Here is a 16,670-nt window from a genome sequence, read left to right as displayed (position 1 = left end):
TCGAGAAACCTTACAACGCCTTGCTCAGCCCCGCTTCACCCAAGTGAAAATATATATAAATCAGGCCCCTCAAGGTGGTGGCGCGAGACTTGCTTCAATCCTGGAGAAAAAGTGCATTCACTCGTCCGCTCTGAGGGACCCAGCGATGATCAAGAAGTCGACTCTGATGCGCAGCGCGCTCGCGCTTGCTGCTTTCCTCGCCGCATCGGCGAGCTCTGCAATGCCGATCACGTTCAACTTCGCCGACGGCGGCGGCAACCGCGACGTGGGCACTTTGCTCACGCAGACCGTTAGCGGGTTGACGGTGTCAGTGACGGCGACTGGCGCAGGGATCCACCAAAATGGCACCTTCGGCCTGGGCGTAAGTGGTGGCGCGGGCGGCAACCGCGTAGCAGCATTCGCTGATGGCAGTTTGGATGAGGCGCTGATCTTCGAGTTCTCGCCCACCCAGGTGAGCCTGCTCGAGTCGGTCATCTTCGAGCGCGGCGGCGGCGGACAGAGCACCTTTGAGCTCTTCGTAGATGGTGGACTGGTCGGCAGCTTCGACATTGGTGGCGGCCCCGCCAACACCCAAGAAACGCTGGATTTCTCCGGCCTAGGGCTCGTCGGTTCGTCCTACGAATTCCGCGCTATCGCTTCGGGCAACGGCTTCCGCGTGTCCGAACTGACCGTGGCAAGAGTGGCTGAGCCAGGCACCCTAGCACTCGCCTCGATTGGCCTGCTCGGACTCAGCGCAATGAGCCGTCGCCGTCGCCAGGTGGCGGTCGAGGCGTCCTAGGCGACGAGTACACCCGCGAGCGGATCGCCCCGCTTGTGCCCTCTCGGAAAAGGCCCGCGCAATCAGCGCGGGCCTTTTTTCTTTTGTAGCCGACAGCAGCTGCAGACGGACGCGCGGACAGCCCGGCCCGTCGTCACCGGCGCTGAGCAGACCATCGTCGACCGGATCGCGCTGACCACCGCCTCATCGGAGCGTACACTTTGCATTCGCATCCGTTTGGTTGATGCTCTGCCCTGGGAATTCCAGGTGACCGTCATTGCTTCTTCGCAAGAACACGCGACACGCACTAAGCCAACGTCGATTGGGAATCTGCGGCGCTATCGCCAACGTCGCGCTCGCTGTATCCGCGCCAGCCCTGCTGACCGGCTGCGATTCACATGACGGGTCATCGCAAGAATCCTCCCTCGCGCAAGCCCGTGCCCTAGCCGACGCCGGTGACGTCGAGGGGGCAAGGTTCGCCCTGCGCCGCGCGTTGGCGGATATCGGTAAAGACCCCGCCATATTGCTCGCCCTTGCCGAGACTGAGCTTCAACTCAGCCGCCCCGATCTGGCTATCACCACCTTGGAGCAGGCCAGCGAGGCTGGCGCCGCGCCAGATATCACGGCGGAGCTGCGAGCACGCGCCTACTACGACGACAACGACGTCCGCTCCCTCCACGCACTCGCCAACGACGCTTCCTTGACACCAAGGGCCTCATTCCTCGCCAACTACTTCGCGGCGCGCGCAAGCGCTGAGAACCCCGCGGCGAGCCCAGAGGACGTCTTCGACCGCTTCTTCTCACTTTTTCGAGCGCGTACCTCTCTATCCGACACGCACGAGGCATTCCTTGGCGATATGGGAGTCGACAGCGCACTCAGCTCCCTGGAGATCGAAAGGGACGAGGTCGCTCAGGCGAGGGCGCATACGGACTGTATCGGGGTGCGCTCGCAGGTAACGAGGTGGGCGCCGACCCCCTTGGATGCCAACCGGCGGGTGCACCGCGTCGGCCCAGGTGAAGCATACGCCACCGTGGCGGAAGCCGCCGCCGCCGCTAACGATGGCGATGCGGTTGAAATCCTAGCCGGCGACTACCCAGGCGATGTCGCCATTTGGCCCCAGAGCAACCTGCTCATCCGCGGAGTGGGCGGGCGACCGCACATCATGGCCAATGGTCGTAACGTCGCCCAACGCGATGCGTGGCAGTTTCGCGGTAACGATGTGATCGTGGAAAACGTGGAGATCTCCGGCGCACAGTCCCCGTACCACAACGGCGCAGCGATCCGCCACGTCGGCAGCAACCTCACGCTTCGCCACGTCTACCTCCATCACAACGAGAACGGTGTGCTGGCCTCACGCGCGCCCACCAGTCACGTGCGCATCGAATACTCAGAATTCGCTTTCAATGGCTACGAGGACGGCAAGGCGCACAATCTGTACATCGCCGCTGTCGCCAGCTTGGACTTCCGCTACAACTACTCACACGACTCGAACACAGGCCACCTTCTGAAGTCGCGCGCCAGTAAAGCGACCATCGCCTACAATCGCTTTACCGACGAAACGGGCACCGGAAGTTACCTCTTCGATGCCGCCAACGGTGGCATCGTGCTGCTGATCGGGAACGTGTTCGAACAAGCAGCGAACACACCCAACAGGCATGCCATATCCTACGGCGCAGAGGGTCTGCGCTATGAGGACAACGATCTGATCGTGTTACACAACACGTTGTACAACCGCGCCTTCCGGGGCGTCTTCCTCAAACTAGGCACCCGCACACGCACCTACTTCGCAAACAACATTGCTATCGGGGCCCCCACGGGCTTGGTCAGCACTGATTACATTCACTCGGTAAAACGGGAGGCTAACATCACGGCCGTTGAGCATGGAGTAAGTGATCCGGCAAACTTCGACTTCTCTCTGACTTTCGCTTCCCCCGCCGTCGACGGCGGAGAAGTCGTAAGCCCGCGGGCGCAACGCGAGTACGTGCATCCTGTAGGGTGGCGCGATCGAGCGCAGGTGCACCGGCCGGACATCGGCGCGTACGAGACCTGTAGGGGAGCACTCGTCGCGACCGCCGCGAGGTAGCCCCCATCAACGGGGCAATCGCTCCTCTGCCCGTGCCGCGTCTCGCATGACGCCTCCAGGCACTGCCAAGGACGGTGGTGGATCTATCCCCGCGACCCCAAACCCATACCAGGTGAGCGCTGCACGCTGCGGGCTACGACGCACCTCCTCCCCCGACCCTCGGTCCACCCAGACGGCATCGAAGGTACCGCGCGTGGTCATCAACCCCCTCCAAAGCACTGCAGAATCAGCAAAGAAAGCCTCGTCCACGTTCCAGTAGCTACGCTGCGCCACGTGCTCTGGAAGCTGAGCCGACACATGCCCACCGCTGATGATGGTGAGAAAATCGGGGGAGATCGTATGCTCGACCGAACGCGGCGACTCACCCTCGCGGTTCACGCTCGAGCCCCAACCGATGCGCATCGCCTGCCCGGCTCGAATCGCAGCGTGCACGTTCTCTAGAGCCCCGCCTAGCGGTTGGCCTTGCGCATCGTGACGGTAGAGCACTCGCCACCTTGGCGCGGCAGCGCTACACCAGACGATGCGAACGGCCCGCGAGCCGCGTCTACCGCCTTCCCGGGGCGTGCTCAGGGCACCGGCGAGAGTGCCATCGGTGCCGAGAATTCCGCGCCATTCGCTCCATGGCGACGGCATCTCCACCCGGGCTTCCTCGCGCACCGGGCGCTGACGGTGTATCGCCTGCACCTGGGCAAATACCTCACCCTCCCATGCGGTGATGAAGCTGGCGTCCGCCCAATGCACTAGCTCCCCTACGCCGTCGGCATCGAAATCGATAGCCCAACCGATACGCAGGGGTTCGCCACGTGTTACGGCGTCGCGCACGGCATCCTTATCGCCCCACTCCGGTCGACCGTCGAAGCCGCTGACGAACAGCTGCGTGGGGCATGAGAGGGCGCCGTGACTCGCCGCGGGCACGCACAGGCACAGCAGGATGAACACGCGAACGGCGAGCATGGCAGGGGCGCTCCGTAGCGGCAACGACGAAGCCGTCGATGCTACTCACAGTCAGCTGCGCAATGGCCCTCGGCCTACGGGGAGTAACGTAAGCGGTACTACGATGCCCGCTGACGACGGCGAGTGGCGCCCACCGCCGCGGCCAGCAACGCGAGGCCGAAGCCGCCAAACGCCCCGCCGCCACCGCCGCCATCATCGCCAGCCTCCTCGTCCCCTCCGTCCTCTTCGTCCGGGGGGATCGGTGCAGAGACGGTGCTGAGCAGCGTCGTATTGCCTGCATCAAACATCAGGTCAGTGATGTACTCAGCGCCGAAATCGATCGCCTCACCGGCAGGGGCGTTGTTGGAGTTTTGGATGCGCCCGGTGCCGTCGGCGCGCAGCTCGAACAGCGCCGGGTGGAAGCGCCCCGTGTCCATCTCCCGCCCGTTGAAGGTGAACACGACCTCATCTCCCACCAGCTCGCTGACTTGGACACCATCATCGATCACGGCGGCCGGGTCGATCTCGAAGCTCAGGGAACTGCCCTGGGCGTAGAAGTCCTCACCGGTGATTTCGCGCTGTAAGTCGAAGGCGGTGAAGCCCGATGGCGTGCCGGCCTCCAACTCGCCTTGCACCTGGTAGGTGACGCTCGTGATTGGAGGATCGACGTACGCAGTGCCGGCTTCGAGCGGTGCATCGATGACTATCTCAATGTTGAACAAACCCACATCGCTGAAGGTGTTGGTGAGCGTGTAGTCGTTGTTTGAGGTAAAGAACATGGTCGTCTGCTGAGCCCGCACGTTAGGGGCCAAAAGCAGCACCAGGGAGCTGATCGCCAGCGCGATCCACGGGATACGAACGGTCATCTGATCTCCGCTAAACAAGGGTGTGTTGTCAGTAACAACGCGGTGCTCGCCGATCTGTTGACGGCATGATCTAGGCGCGCGCGTGATTCCCGTTGCCATGCGCCAACGCCAACAGCCACTCGCGTACGGCGGGATCCTGCGTGAGTCCAACGGCTCGGCGCAGCGCTCGATCTGCATCGTCGCTTCGTTCACCGGCGCGCAGGGCGTGCGCGTAGGTGACCCAGTAAGGTTGGTAAGTATCAACTGACTTTGCCGATAGGGCCTCAAGTGCTTGCACCGCGGCGGGCGCGCCGTGCGCCTCCAACAGTACGGCGGCACGACCAACCCGCACACCCACGGCATCTGTGTACGTGAGCAGCGCATCGTACAGCTGCGCTAAGGCGTGCCAACGCGGCGTACCGCTCATAGCCATCTCGCAGTGAACGGATTGAATCGCCGCTTCACACTGATAGCGACCGGGGCGACCGGCACGCGCAGCCCGAGTCAGTAGCGCTTCGGCATCGCTGATGAGTGGACCTGACCAACGCGTCGTATCCTGCTGACTCAGGGGCACGAAGCGTCCTGCATCATCGCGCCTCGCGGCACGACGCGACTCGCAATAGCACATCAAGGCCAGCAACCCCAGCACCTCGGGCTCCGGCAGCAGGCGCACTAGCACTTGCCCAAGCCATATAGCCTCTTCAGCAAGGCCCTGCACTCGCCCCATATCCATCTCGCCATCGGCGAGAGCCTCCCAACCCGCACCGTAGGCGGCGTAGATGGCGCCAAGCACGTCCTCCAGGCGCTCGCGCAAGGCATCACCCTCGGGCACGGTGTAAGCGATACCGGCATCGCGGATACGCGCTTTGGCTCGCACCAAACGTTGGCCCATCGTCGCTGGCGAGACGAGAAACGCGCTGGCGATGCGTGCAGCGTCGAGACCGAGCACGGTTTGCAGCATTAGGGGCGTGCGCGCGGCGGGGTCGATAGCCGGGTGGGCACATACGAACAGAAGCATTAGGCGATCGTCAGGGAAGTCCTCAGCATGCGCATCATGCCCCGCTAGGGTCTCTTGCAGCTGAGCGACGGTGTAGCGGTGGTGCTCACGCACCTTGGCGGCGCGCTCGCGGTGGCCCAGGTTGCGCCGAGCGGCGGTCAGCAACCACGCCTCGGGGCTGTTCGGCACGCCTCGCGCAGGCCAGGTGCGAAGGGCAGCGGCGAAGGCCTCGGACAAGGCATCCTCGGCCGCCATGATGTCTCGCGACCGCCGGCTGAGCAGCGCAACGAGGCGGCCGTAAGAAAGGCGCGCCACCGCTTCGGCGGCGCGCTCGCTATCGATCTTCGACATCCAGCTCGAGGGAGGCGGCGCGATAGCGCCGTCTCAAGCGTCCGCCGGCGGCGGCAGCACAGGGCGCACTTCCACCGAACCGTAGGTCGCTGCGGGCGAACACGCCGCCCAGGTGAGGGCAGCGTCGAGATCGGTCACCTCGATGACGAAGTAACCGCCCAACTGCTCCTTGCTATCGGCAAAGGGGCCGTCCTGAACCACTCGCTTACCATCGCGAACACGCACAGTGGTGGCCGTGTGCGGCGGCATCAAGCCATCGCCGTTCACCACCACGCCAGACTCGCGCAGGGTCTGCACGTAGTCCTGCCATGCGCCCCAGTAGGCGTCGGCACGGGCGGGATCTTCGCGCTTAGCGAAGGCGTCCTTGTCTTCTGTGAACATCAGCATGTACTGCATCGATTCTCTCCTTGGTGGGGCGCGGGCCAACCCCGCGCTCACCTGGATGAGCCGCCAGCTCACACGATTTCGACAACCCGGGCAATTCGCGCTCATCCCGCGCGCCTGCTAGATCGCCACACCGCCCAAGCGCTCGCTCGGACGCGAGAACGCAGGAACGCTTGTGCGCGACCCCCGTATCCAATATCTTCGCATCTCTGAATATATGAATATATGACCATGAGGTCGCACGTTTAAGCGGAAGGGAACAGCGCCCGTGCCGAGTCGCATCGTGGTCGCCAAGGAACTGGCTGACATCTTCAAGGTCCTATCGCACCCCGATCGTCTACGCATCATCGAGGAGCTGCGCGCCGGGCAGATGGACGTCAACACGCTACACATGAGCTTAGGGCTTCCGGCGACGCGCGTGTCCCAGCACCTCAGCTTGCTGCGGGCCCACCGCCTCGTGACCGACTCGCGGGATGGACGACACGTCTACTACGCATTGACACAGCCAGACCTGGCCGCCTGGGTGGTCGACGGTTTGCGATTTATCGAATCCCGCATGGCATCCGACTCGCAGGGCCGGCGCGCTCTGCGCAAGGCGCGAGAGCTGTGGTCGACCGAGAATCCCGCTTCTAAACCCAACGATAAGTAACGACAGGAGAGAACCGTGAACGAGAGGATGAGGATGCCACCAGGCCGGAGGGCTACCCCATGACGAACAAGCCAGACCTTCGTCGGGATATCCCATCCGGCATCGTCGTGTTCTTCGTAGCGATACCTCTGTGCCTGGGCATCGCCCTCGCCAGTGGCGCGCCGCTGCTCTCAGGGCTGATCGCCGGCATCGTCGGCGGCATCGTCGTGGGCAGCCTGAGCAGCTCTGCCCTCGGCGTGTCTGGCCCCGCCGCTGGCCTGGCGGTGATCGTGGCCGCGGCCATCGCCGATCTCGGTAGCTTCGAGGCCTTCCTCGCCGCGGTCGTGCTCGCAGGCATCATCCAGATGGGTTTCGGCCTTGCGCGGGCTGGCGTACTGGCTTACTTCTTCCCCTCTGCAGTGGTGAAAGGGATGCTCAGTGGCATTGGGCTGCTGATCATTCTCAAGCAAATCCCGTACGCGATCGGCTGGAATGCGAACCCCGGTGACTTCCAGTTCAACCAAATCGATGGCGGAACCACCCTCTCCGAGCTCTGGCTCGCCATCACCAACTTCGCCCCTAGCGCGTTGTTCGTGGCCGCCGTGTCCTTGGCGATTCTGATCACTTGGGACCAGGTGCTGATCAAGCGCGGCAAGATCTTCCAGCTCATCCAGGGGCCGCTCGTGGCGGTAGTCGTGGGCATCCTCTATCAGGTGGTCACATCCGCCGTAGCACCGGAGTGGGCCCTCACCAAGGACCAGCTCGTCAAGCTCCCCGAGTTCGACGGTGTCGGTGATGTGTTCGGATCGCTCGTCGGCCCCGATTGGTCGCAGCTCGGTAACTCGTCCATCTACCTAACGGCATTTACGATCGCCGTGGTGGCGAGCCTGGAGACCCTGCTCTGTGTCGAGGCCACCGACAAGCTAGATCCCGTGCGCCGCGTGACCCCGACCAATCGTGAACTCTTCGCACAAGGGGTGGGTAACACCGTATCGGGCTTGGTCGGCGGGCTGCCCGTCACTCAGGTGATCGTGCGCAGTTCGGCCAACATCCAGTCCGGCGCGACGTCGAAGGTCAGTGCCATCTGGCACGGGGTTCTGCTGTTGGTCGCTGTGCTGTTCGCCGCGCCCCTAATGAACCTGGTGCCACTCGCAGCCCTTGCGGCTATCTTGCTGGTGGTTGGCTACAAGCTCGCTAAGCCCTCCCTGTTCAAGCAGATCTACGATCAGGGCCCAGGCCAGTTCGTGCCGTTCATGGTCACGATCGTTGCCATTTTGCTTACGGACCTCCTTACCGGCGTATTCCTCGGCCTCGGCGTGGGACTGCTCGGCGTGCTCTACCGCGCCTACGCCAACTCGCACTGGGTGGAAATGCGCGAGAGCGACGATGCGCAGTCGGTGCACCACGTCGACATGCGCCTGGGCGAACACGTCTCGTTCCTGAGCCGCGGCGCGATCCTACGCCAGCTCACGGACATTCCAGACGGCTCAGCCGTAAGCATCGACATGAGCCGCACGCACGGCATGGACCATGATGTGCGGGAGATTCTGGAGGACTTCCAACGATCCGCCGAGCGGCGCAAGCTGCAGGTGGATATAACGCCACCATCACCCAAAACACGCCTGCGTCCCGTAGACGTTTTGCCTAAGGCACAGCCGCAAAGTTGACCGCCTGAGCACGATGCTGCTCGGTCCGGCGAGCACTGCACTTACAAGCCATGACCTGCCTTAGCGCAGGCGAAGGAAAGGAGTCAAGACAATGACCAGCGCAATTACGGAACAAGAGTTGGCCGAGGCTCGCAAGATCTGGGGCGACGCGCTCGTCGCCATATCCAAGGCCTACGACGAGAGCGGGATCGAAGCTGCCACAGAGCTTGCCAACGGTGCCATTGACGCCGCCTACGGCTACAACCTGGGCGACGTGCTCTTCAAGCCCACGCTCGCGAGCGGCGACCAGACCTTTCGCCCGACCAGGGAAGGCGCCCTGTCTTACTTCGTGGGTCACAACGACAAGTACCCACGCGACGGCGGCTTCGGCATCAAGAGCTGGCGCTCGGTCGTCTGCGAAACCTCCGCCTCCTTCATCCAGGGGGATGTCGCCATGTGGATGGGCTGGGTGACTTTCACTGACCGCGACGGCAACGTCACCAAGGTCGACAAGAGTTGGGGCTACAAAAAGGACGAAGAGGGCACGCTGCGCATCGTCCTGCACCACTCGTCCCTACCCTATCAACCGGTGTAGCGAACCTAAGTGTTCGCTAGAGCGCCGCAGACTGCCAAGGACAGGGGGTGGTCTCGGCGCTCTCGCCCAGATCGTCGGCTCGACCGGCCGCGCCTGCCTGAGCGGCCGGATGGCCGTACCTGGCTCGAGCCCTCAAGGATGTCGGTGTTCCTTACACTCAGCTGCACGCCAAAACCATGTCGCCTCACAACCAGCTGATAGTGAAAGGGAAACGGCTCTTTCGCGGAAAAGGCACGGCACTTGCCTATAGGTAGGCTCGCGGCGGGGACTTGCAACTCGTTGCCGCTGCGCGGCGCGTTGCCCCATACCCCAGTGACGCGGGCGCCAGCCAACCTGGACGTTGGCTACACACTCTTGAGAACACCATGGAGAGGCCTTCAGTGATTTCATCCAAGACCATGCTTGCAGGCGTCCTCCTGCTGAGCGCAAGCCTGAGCGGTCAGGCTTGGGCGGTCTCGACCTTCACCGAGACGTTCAACACCGACGATAGCAACTGGCTCGACGGCACATCCCAGACGCCGATCTACAACGCGACAGGTGGCATAGATGACTCAGGGTTCATCTCCTACCTGGCACCTCCCTTCAACTCTGGGGGAGGTGGCTTCGGTGATCCGCTGCTGATCATGTTCCGCGGGAACGACGCGAACGATGCGAGCGGTGGCGCATTCGTGGGCGATTGGCTGGCGAGCGGCGTCACCTCGTTCAGCGTTGCCGTGCGCCACAACGCCGACACAGCGTTGAACTTCTACGCCCGGCTCGCAGGTTTCGGCGGTGCAGGTGCAAGCCTGTCCAACGACAGTATCTTTGAAATCGCGCCGGATACCTGGACCACCATCTCCTTCGATATCGTCGACAGCGATCCCCCGTTCGTGTCGTACGGCTCCTCAACCTTTGAAGGCGTATTCTCCAACATTCTGAACTTGCAGCTTGGTCTGTACCTGCCAGAGAACACCGACTTCGACAGCTTGATGTTGGACCTCGATAACGTCTCCATCACCGCGGTGCCTCTGCCCGCCGCCGCCTGGCTGTTCGTCTCAGGCCTAGTCAGTCTGCTCGCTGGCGCACGGCGCAAGGGCTAAACCGCTTATCACGGCGAGCCCCGAGCTCAGCGAGCCTGAGCTCGGGTCGCCCGCCGCACTGTCGCCCGCTACGGTTCGGTCGCCACCGTGTCTAGCAAGAACTCGATGCCGTTCACATCCATCGAGGTGATGAACAGGTCCTTAACCCTGATCGAGATCTGCTGGATCCGTTGCACCGCCTGGAGCTCACTCACGGTGTCACCCGCCCGCTGCGCCTGGTCAGCCGCAGCAGCCTGATTGGCGATCGTGTTTTGCACCTGCGCGACGTCACCCATCGCCGAGACCGCCTCGGCGATCGTGAGGTAGCTAAGCCCATCGCGCCAGTCCTCGGAGGCGAAGTCCTCGGCCACCAGGAACCACTCGCTGAGGTCTTCGCCGGCGGCGCCGACGCCTAGTTCGCAGCGTGCGGCTTCCAGCACGCGCGTGCCGAGACCGCCGAGGAAGTCGTTGGAGGTGCCATCGATCCAACGTTCGCTAAAGACCTCTTCGCCCGTTATCAGGCCGTCGAAGTCTGTGTCGAAGTTGCCGAGCAGTTCGCGCGTACCGGGAAACTCGTCCGAGCGGATAACGTCTGCGATGTCGATTCCCGTACCACGAACCGCAGCGGCCGCTTCAACCGCGAAGGTGCGAAGCAGGCGCGCGACGCCTTCATCGCGCCGCTCCCGGGCGCCCGGCGTGGGCACTTCCACCAGGGCCTCGCCCACCTGGAACAGCGTGTCTACGGCCGGTCCGGGGATAGCGGGTTCGGCGACGATGACCACGAAGGGGGCAGGGTCCGGGAACGCAATGCCCGCCTCGCTGAACAGGCCTTCGAAGAACGCGCGTCGCTCGCTCAGATCCTCCAGGGTGAAGTAGTAGCCAGCATCGCTTCCATCGAGGGCCTCCTCCTCGAGTTCGCACAGGCCCGCACCGTCGGTTCGCCACCATTCAGCGAGTTCGGCCAGGTTCTCAGGCCCGCGCCCAAAGCGCTCGCCAAAGCTGTCGGACGGGCAAACGAGCAGACTCAAGGTACTGGTGGCACTTCGTCTCGCCGCGGATTCGCGGACCTGCTGAACAGCCGGTAGCAGGAGCGCGACCAACACGCCAACCACGGCGATGACGACGAGCAGTTCAACGAGCGTAAAGCCGTTTTGAGAGTGATCGCTGCTGAGCGAGCGCTGGTGGACTTGGGAACGCATGAGGGGTCTCCTGTTCTGTTGCTGATGCCGGGCGTCTTCCACGCCCCCAACAGCATCTACGCAAAGAACGCAGAAACTCTGACAGAAACTAGCGATTCATCGCTTCTTGAGAAAGACTTCACTCTGATCGCCTAGCGGTCCGCCCCCTGTTCCGGTCACGAAGGCACTACCACTGGCCTTGAACCGATTCGTTCAACGGCGCTTCGAAACGGAGCGCGACAATTTGATGCTGGTAGCGCAGCGCAGCAGATTCGACGCGCTGCTGCGCATGGTCACTTTCGCCCTGATCGCCGTCGGCTTGAGCTTCGGCTTCGACGACCGGACGTTCCTGTATTGGTTCTTCGCCCGGCTCGCGACCACCTTGCTAGCGGGAACCTGCATCACCCGCTTCCAAAAGCACCCGACCCCCGGCCGCTTTGTGGCCGTCTTCCTTGCCTACGTGCTGGATGCATTTGTCTTCTTCTGGCTGGTGTTCTACTTCTGGCTGACCTTCGAGCCCCACTACCAGCTGATCTCGGTGCTAATGCTGGCCGCCGCCTTCATCTACAGCCTGACCCACCGCCTGCGGGTACCCTCCCTGGGGCTGATCTACGTGGTGGGGATACAGCTGTCCTTCAGCCTGTTCTGGGTCACCCTGCTGATCGGGGAGAGGGCGCCCACCGACGTAGGACTTGCGATCACCGTGATGGGGCTGCAGTTCTACCACGCGTTGACGATGCACGAGACCTTCTCCACCTTGGCCACGATCGATCGGGACGCACGCAGAGGAGAGGCAGCCAGAAAGCTGGAAGCGATGGGTCGTGTCGCCGGGGGGGTAGCCCACGCGTTCAACAATCACCTTACGACGATTGTCGGCGGCATCGACTTGGCGCGATCTCGGCGACCTAGCCCGGAGGCGCAAAGGACCTTGGGGCTCGCCATGGAAGCCGCCCGCAACGCGAGTCAAGACGTGTCACGGCTCCTGGCCTACACCCATCAACTTCCACTTCAGCCTGCCCAGTGCCACCTGGCCGATGTTCTTAGCGAGCTCGAGGCGCACCATCGCAGCCGCAGCCACCCCCGCGAGATCGCATTCAGCGCCGAAGTATCTCCCGAGCTTCCGCTGCTGCACGTGGACCGAGAGCAGCTACTAGCCGCTCTCACGGAGTTGCTCGACAACGCCGTTCACGCAGGCGCTGACCAGATCACCGTCAGGGGCAGTATCAGCAGCGATGCGGACTCGGCGATCGACGTGAAAATGAGTGACAACGGCACCGGCGTTGCTCCGCAGATCGCGGAACGCGTCTTCGATCCCTTCTTCAGCGAATCAGCGGCGAAACCCGGCTTGGGCCTGTCGATGGTCAAAGGATTCACTGAGCAGTCGGGGGGAGATGTGACCCTTTACCCCAGCGAAGGCGGCGACACGACATTTGTGCTACGCCTGCCAATCGAGGGGAGCACCACCGCATACGATAGGTAGGCTTCTTGATTGCTGACGTCCACGACCTTCGGCCTCGGTTGCACTACTCACTGCTCTCCTTGCGGCGCAATCCTAGGCAGCAACAGGTACGAATCGTAGCTGCCCCCAAAGTGGAGCACATGCAGACCTTGATTGACGCTCGTGTCTTTCTTGAAGATGGGCGCATGGACGACATCCGTGGCCGAGATGATCAGCCGCAGACGCTCCCCTTGGCGGAAGAACGTACTGCTTGGGCAGAAAGCGATCTCCAGCGGTACGATCTCACCAGGTTGCAGCGGTTGGTCGCGAGCACCCAAGGGCACCGGATGGAACGGCCGGCTAGCCGCGTCGTCGAGCTCCCGTCGCGCCGCACGCCCGTAGCCCCGGGTGATCATGTCCTGATCCTGCCCGACGGCACCGAAGAACCGCACTGATCGACCAGCGGCATCTCGCTTGTCGAGGAAGCAACACAGCACGAGGTCGTCAGGTGCGGGCAAATCGCGCCGGTCGGAGCGCGCCTCCACCCACACCCTGAGCTTTGCGTAGCCAGTGATCTCCGTATCCTCATCGAAGAGGTAGTCGAAGAAAGCGTGCCCAGCCGAGCCCTCGTAAACGACTTCAACGCCGGTCAGTGGCGCTTGTCGCGACAGTGTGTTGTGCTCATCTAGGTGTAGGTGATCGTAGGCGGTACTTGCCAGAGGCCAGGAGTCTCCCCAGCGCACCTCATGAACCGCATCCCGGCTAGCACGCACCTCAATCCGCACCCGCGGTCTATCATCGAATCCGTTAGCTTCACCTTTCAGAAAGTGATCCATGAACTCCTTCTGCAACGCGAGGGACTCGGGGCGGTAGAATTCCGTCCACTTTCCGCTGCGGTGCGTGTACAGCCATTTCTGAGGGGAATTCGCCTGCTCGAAGGCCCGGAATGAGCCCAAGGTGTGCAGCTCATGGTCCGAGAAGGATGCGCACAGGAGCATCGGTACGCGAATGTTCGCGAGGGGCGGCGCCTTGGCTTTCCAGTAGTCGTCGTAGTAAGGATGCAGCGCCAGCGCCTCTAGGGGGATGGCCTCCTCTACCGACAGGTAGTCATCGAGGGATGTATTGAGCGGCTCCCTGACTTCCGTATTCCACCAGAAATCTAGAAATCCCACATCCGCCACGCCCCCTCGGCACACGAGATCCTGGTACAGATCGGACACTCCTTCCCAAGGGATCATGCACTTTAGCGCCGCAGGCGAGACAGCCCCCTCGGGCGTTGCCGCAGCGAGGTACTGGCTGATGCACAGAAAGCTCACCCCGCATAAGCCCACCTTGCCATCGCACCATGGCTGCGCTGCCACGTACTCGATAGCCCGGCGGTAGCACTCGCCTTGGTGTGCGGAGACGATCGAGGCGGGACCTTCGCTATTGGCGAATCCCGGCAGATTTAGATTGACGAGCGTGTAGCCGGCGGGGACCCAAAAATTCGGATCCGGCGACTCCCAGCTTGTCAGCGTTGAAAAGCGTGGCTTCCCCTCCGCCTGTGGCAACAGGCGATACTGCTGGGGAGGTCCGCCGAGGGGCGTCTTGCCGAGCGCGGGAATCAGGTGATTGTCGTAGGGGTGGGCGCACATCACGACCGGGTCAGCTGCGTCCGCGGTCCGACGCCGTCGGGAATAGAACACATTGGCGGTAAGCGAAAACCCCTCAGGCATGGGAATCTCGACGTCATAGGAGGCATCGACGTCGCCATCCGGCTGCACGAGCTCGCACTGCGGACGGAAGAGCTGGCCGCGAAGCATCGCACGGCGTAGCACGGGCCATGCCGCGCGCAGGGTCGAGAACGTGGCCACTGCTATCGCCTCCGGGTGACTGCGTAGAGATGAGCAGTCTGCACGCTGGGGACGGGTGTCCGCTTGATCTGAGTTAAGTTGGCCGGCACCACAGTGAGATAGGCTGCGCCGGCACGAGACGGCCTAGTCTCGTCGTAACTTTCCCCATCGCACAGCGCCGTCGCAAGGAGTCGAGAGTGGTGCAGGTCATGGCTGCCCTCGCGGGGGACATCGCTGAGAAGGGCATCGCCATGGCGCCACGCGATTGGGCCGCACTACGCCCCCTTCTGCGCCCCGTGAGCTACAGCAAGGGCGAGTGCATCTACCGAATGGAGGAAATCGGCGCCAGCTGGCTGTTTCTAGCGGACGGTGTCACGGCGTCGATCCAAACCCACGCCGACGGTAGCCTGACGATCGCCAGGTTCTTCGAAGACCGACAGGTGTGCGGCAATCTCACCAGCACCTGGTCTGAGCAGTACGCGAGCGACGACCTCGTCGCCATTACGCAGGTGAGCGGGGTTGAGATCGCAGGGGATGTGTTCCGCCAACAAATGTTGGAGGGCGGGGACTTCGGCCGCTATCTGCGTCTCAAAGCGATGGAGACGCTCTGCTTCGACAAGGAGCTTATCGTGGCGAAAACCCAGCTAGACCTGGAGAAGCGCTACCGATTCCTCGAGGAGCACTACCAGCGCGTGGTCGGGTCAGCGATGCAGAAGCAGCTCGCCGCGTTCACGGGGGTCACGCCGGAGGCCCTGAGCCGATTCCTAAGGCGACGCTCCGGACGCTAGCAGTGCGGCAAACCCCTGCTCACCCCTCGCGAGCAAGATCGACAAGACCAACGAGCAGCACTAGCAGGCCCCTGACGCAGTTGGTCCTAGTGACACCTGACCCAGCTGCAGCCGCGAGCACTCCCCGCCAACGCACGCTGGTCTGCGAGAGATAGTATGCTTGCTAGTAGCACCCTGCAGGTCTACGTCAGACTTGCCGGAGAGACGCATCAGGAGAGCTGATCGAACATGCCGAGGGACGAAGCAGCCGCGGTGGACTCAGGTGCCGTCATCGATATCAGTGCCGTTACAGAGCAGCGAATCAGCTCTGTCGCTGACCTGATCGAATTGGAGGAAGAGCTCTCCTTTTACACCCACTTCGACTGGTGCTTCCGTGGCCAGCCGCGCACCTATGGCAACCTGATGCCATCATTTCAGCGCCAGTTCGCACGCGAAGCGGTCGGCGCCGCTGCGATCATCGAGGGGCGCTTGATGAGCGCCTTTCGCGAGCACTACACGAAGCTGCCTGATCGCAGCGAGGAGATGCCCCAGCCGGAGCACATCACCTCAGGCTTTGATCTTCGGTGTTTGAGCATGATGCAGCACTACGAGATCCCGACGCGGCTTCTCGATTGGTCGAGTTCGATTTGGACCTCCAGCTACTTCGCCTGCGTGAGCGAGCCCTCAAAGGATGCGGAACTCTGGTTTTACGATCGCCACCTTTTCGACGATCAACGCGCGGGCGGCTCACAGTTCTATAGCCTGTTGTCGACGCAATCACCTCCTCTACCCGAGGCGAGCGTGCTGTCAGAGCGTGAGGCTGGGTTGATCCTCGAGCTCGACCCGCGGATCTCTCCCCGGATGGTTCAGCAAGTCGCCCACCACACGGTCAGCACGGAGATATTCTCGGACCATGCCCCGCTCCTCTACGACAAGCAGCATGATCTCAACTACCTTGAACTCCACGGAGTGCGAGGCCTACGACGCAAGGTCATCGACGCATCCTGCAAAGGCAAGGTCCTACAGTTTCTGGCAGAGTCCAAGAACATCACTGCCAGTACGATCTTCCCCGACGTCGTTGGCCTGGGCCGCTTCCTGCGATCGCAGCTCGACTCCCTGCGCACGATGATGTTCTAGGGCGAGCGGCGGTCGATCCACCTAGCGCACCGCACCGCCGC

General features: G+C 62.7%; 15 protein-coding genes. 9 read left to right on the top strand and 6 right to left on the bottom strand.

Annotated features, from left to right (window positions below; translation table 11 throughout):
* Positions 1–145: 145 nt before the first annotated feature.
* Both AAGA68_07310 and AAGA68_07305 read left to right on the top strand, forming a co-directional pair.
* The gene (locus AAGA68_07310; GenBank protein ID MEM9384853.1) at positions 146–778 is read left to right on the top strand and encodes a hypothetical protein; all 633 of its coding nucleotides are present in this window, start codon (positions 146–148) and stop codon (positions 776–778) included.
* 256 nt (positions 779–1,034) lie between these two features.
* Positions 1,035–2,840, top strand: coding sequence for a right-handed parallel beta-helix repeat-containing protein (locus AAGA68_07305; GenBank protein MEM9384852.1), 1,806 nt, complete (start codon positions 1,035–1,037; stop codon positions 2,838–2,840).
* A gap of 6 nt (positions 2,841–2,846) precedes the next feature.
* On the opposite strand, the gene AAGA68_07300 is transcribed toward AAGA68_07305, so the two are convergent.
* From AAGA68_07300 to AAGA68_07285, 4 genes are all read right to left on the bottom strand, one after another.
* A complete protein-coding gene (locus AAGA68_07300) occupies positions 2,847–3,794 on the bottom strand; it encodes a hypothetical protein (GenBank protein MEM9384851.1) in 948 nt (315 codons plus the stop codon).
* 98 nt (positions 3,795–3,892) lie between these two features.
* A complete protein-coding gene (locus tag AAGA68_07295; protein ID MEM9384850.1) occupies positions 3,893–4,639 on the bottom strand; it encodes a hypothetical protein in 747 nt (248 codons plus the stop codon).
* Positions 4,640–4,709: 70 nt separating this feature from the next.
* Positions 4,710–5,966, bottom strand: a complete 1,257-nt coding sequence (locus AAGA68_07290) for a DUF6596 domain-containing protein (protein ID MEM9384849.1) — start codon at positions 5,964–5,966, stop codon at positions 4,710–4,712.
* Between the two features lie 33 nt (positions 5,967–5,999).
* Positions 6,000–6,362 (bottom strand): YciI family protein, encoded by a 363-nt coding sequence (locus AAGA68_07285; GenBank protein ID MEM9384848.1) that lies wholly within the window; start codon positions 6,360–6,362, stop codon positions 6,000–6,002.
* A gap of 256 nt (positions 6,363–6,618) precedes the next feature.
* Between AAGA68_07285 and AAGA68_07280 the strand changes: the two genes are divergently transcribed.
* The 4 genes from AAGA68_07280 (at position 6,619) to AAGA68_07265 (ending at position 10,298) form a co-directional block, all read left to right on the top strand.
* Complete coding sequence (locus AAGA68_07280; protein MEM9384847.1) at positions 6,619–6,999, top strand: metalloregulator ArsR/SmtB family transcription factor; 381 nt, start codon at positions 6,619–6,621, stop codon at positions 6,997–6,999.
* Between the two features lie 59 nt (positions 7,000–7,058).
* Positions 7,059–8,645: a SulP family inorganic anion transporter gene (locus tag AAGA68_07275; GenBank protein ID MEM9384846.1), complete on the top strand. Its 1,587-nt coding sequence runs from the start codon at positions 7,059–7,061 to the stop codon at positions 8,643–8,645.
* 91 nt (positions 8,646–8,736) lie between these two features.
* Complete coding sequence (locus AAGA68_07270; protein MEM9384845.1) at positions 8,737–9,219, top strand: phosphoribosyl-AMP cyclohydrolase; 483 nt, start codon at positions 8,737–8,739, stop codon at positions 9,217–9,219.
* 380 nt (positions 9,220–9,599) lie between these two features.
* Complete coding sequence (locus tag AAGA68_07265) at positions 9,600–10,298, top strand: VPLPA-CTERM sorting domain-containing protein (GenBank protein MEM9384844.1); 699 nt, start codon at positions 9,600–9,602, stop codon at positions 10,296–10,298.
* Positions 10,299–10,366: 68 nt separating this feature from the next.
* On the opposite strand, the gene AAGA68_07260 is transcribed toward AAGA68_07265, so the two are convergent.
* Positions 10,367–11,476, bottom strand: coding sequence for a prepilin-type N-terminal cleavage/methylation domain-containing protein (locus AAGA68_07260; GenBank protein MEM9384843.1), 1,110 nt, complete (start codon positions 11,474–11,476; stop codon positions 10,367–10,369).
* A 178-nt stretch (positions 11,477–11,654) separates the two neighbouring features.
* On the opposite strand from AAGA68_07260, the gene AAGA68_07255 reads away from it, so the two are divergent.
* Positions 11,655–12,935 (top strand): ATP-binding protein, encoded by a 1,281-nt coding sequence (locus AAGA68_07255; GenBank protein MEM9384842.1) that lies wholly within the window; start codon positions 11,655–11,657, stop codon positions 12,933–12,935.
* 47 nt (positions 12,936–12,982) lie between these two features.
* On the opposite strand, the gene AAGA68_07250 is transcribed toward AAGA68_07255, so the two are convergent.
* Positions 12,983–14,746, bottom strand: coding sequence for a CocE/NonD family hydrolase (locus tag AAGA68_07250; GenBank protein ID MEM9384841.1), 1,764 nt, complete (start codon positions 14,744–14,746; stop codon positions 12,983–12,985).
* Positions 14,747–14,922: 176 nt separating this feature from the next.
* Here AAGA68_07250 and AAGA68_07245 point away from each other — a divergent pair, with 176 nt between their 5' ends.
* Both AAGA68_07245 and AAGA68_07240 read left to right on the top strand, forming a co-directional pair.
* Entirely contained in the window at positions 14,923–15,513 is a 591-nt protein-coding gene (locus tag AAGA68_07245; protein MEM9384840.1) for a cyclic nucleotide-binding domain-containing protein, read from the top strand.
* 228 nt (positions 15,514–15,741) lie between these two features.
* Positions 15,742–16,629: an FRG domain-containing protein gene (locus AAGA68_07240; GenBank protein ID MEM9384839.1), complete on the top strand. Its 888-nt coding sequence runs from the start codon at positions 15,742–15,744 to the stop codon at positions 16,627–16,629.
* Positions 16,630–16,670 lie beyond the last annotated feature (41 nt).

The organism is Pseudomonadota bacterium, from assembly GCA_039193195.1.
Taxonomy (GTDB): domain Bacteria; phylum Pseudomonadota; class Gammaproteobacteria; order Steroidobacterales; family JBCBZW01; genus JBCBZW01.
Note: the sequence above shows the minus strand (reverse complement) of the source record. Positions and strands in the feature narration are given on the sequence as shown.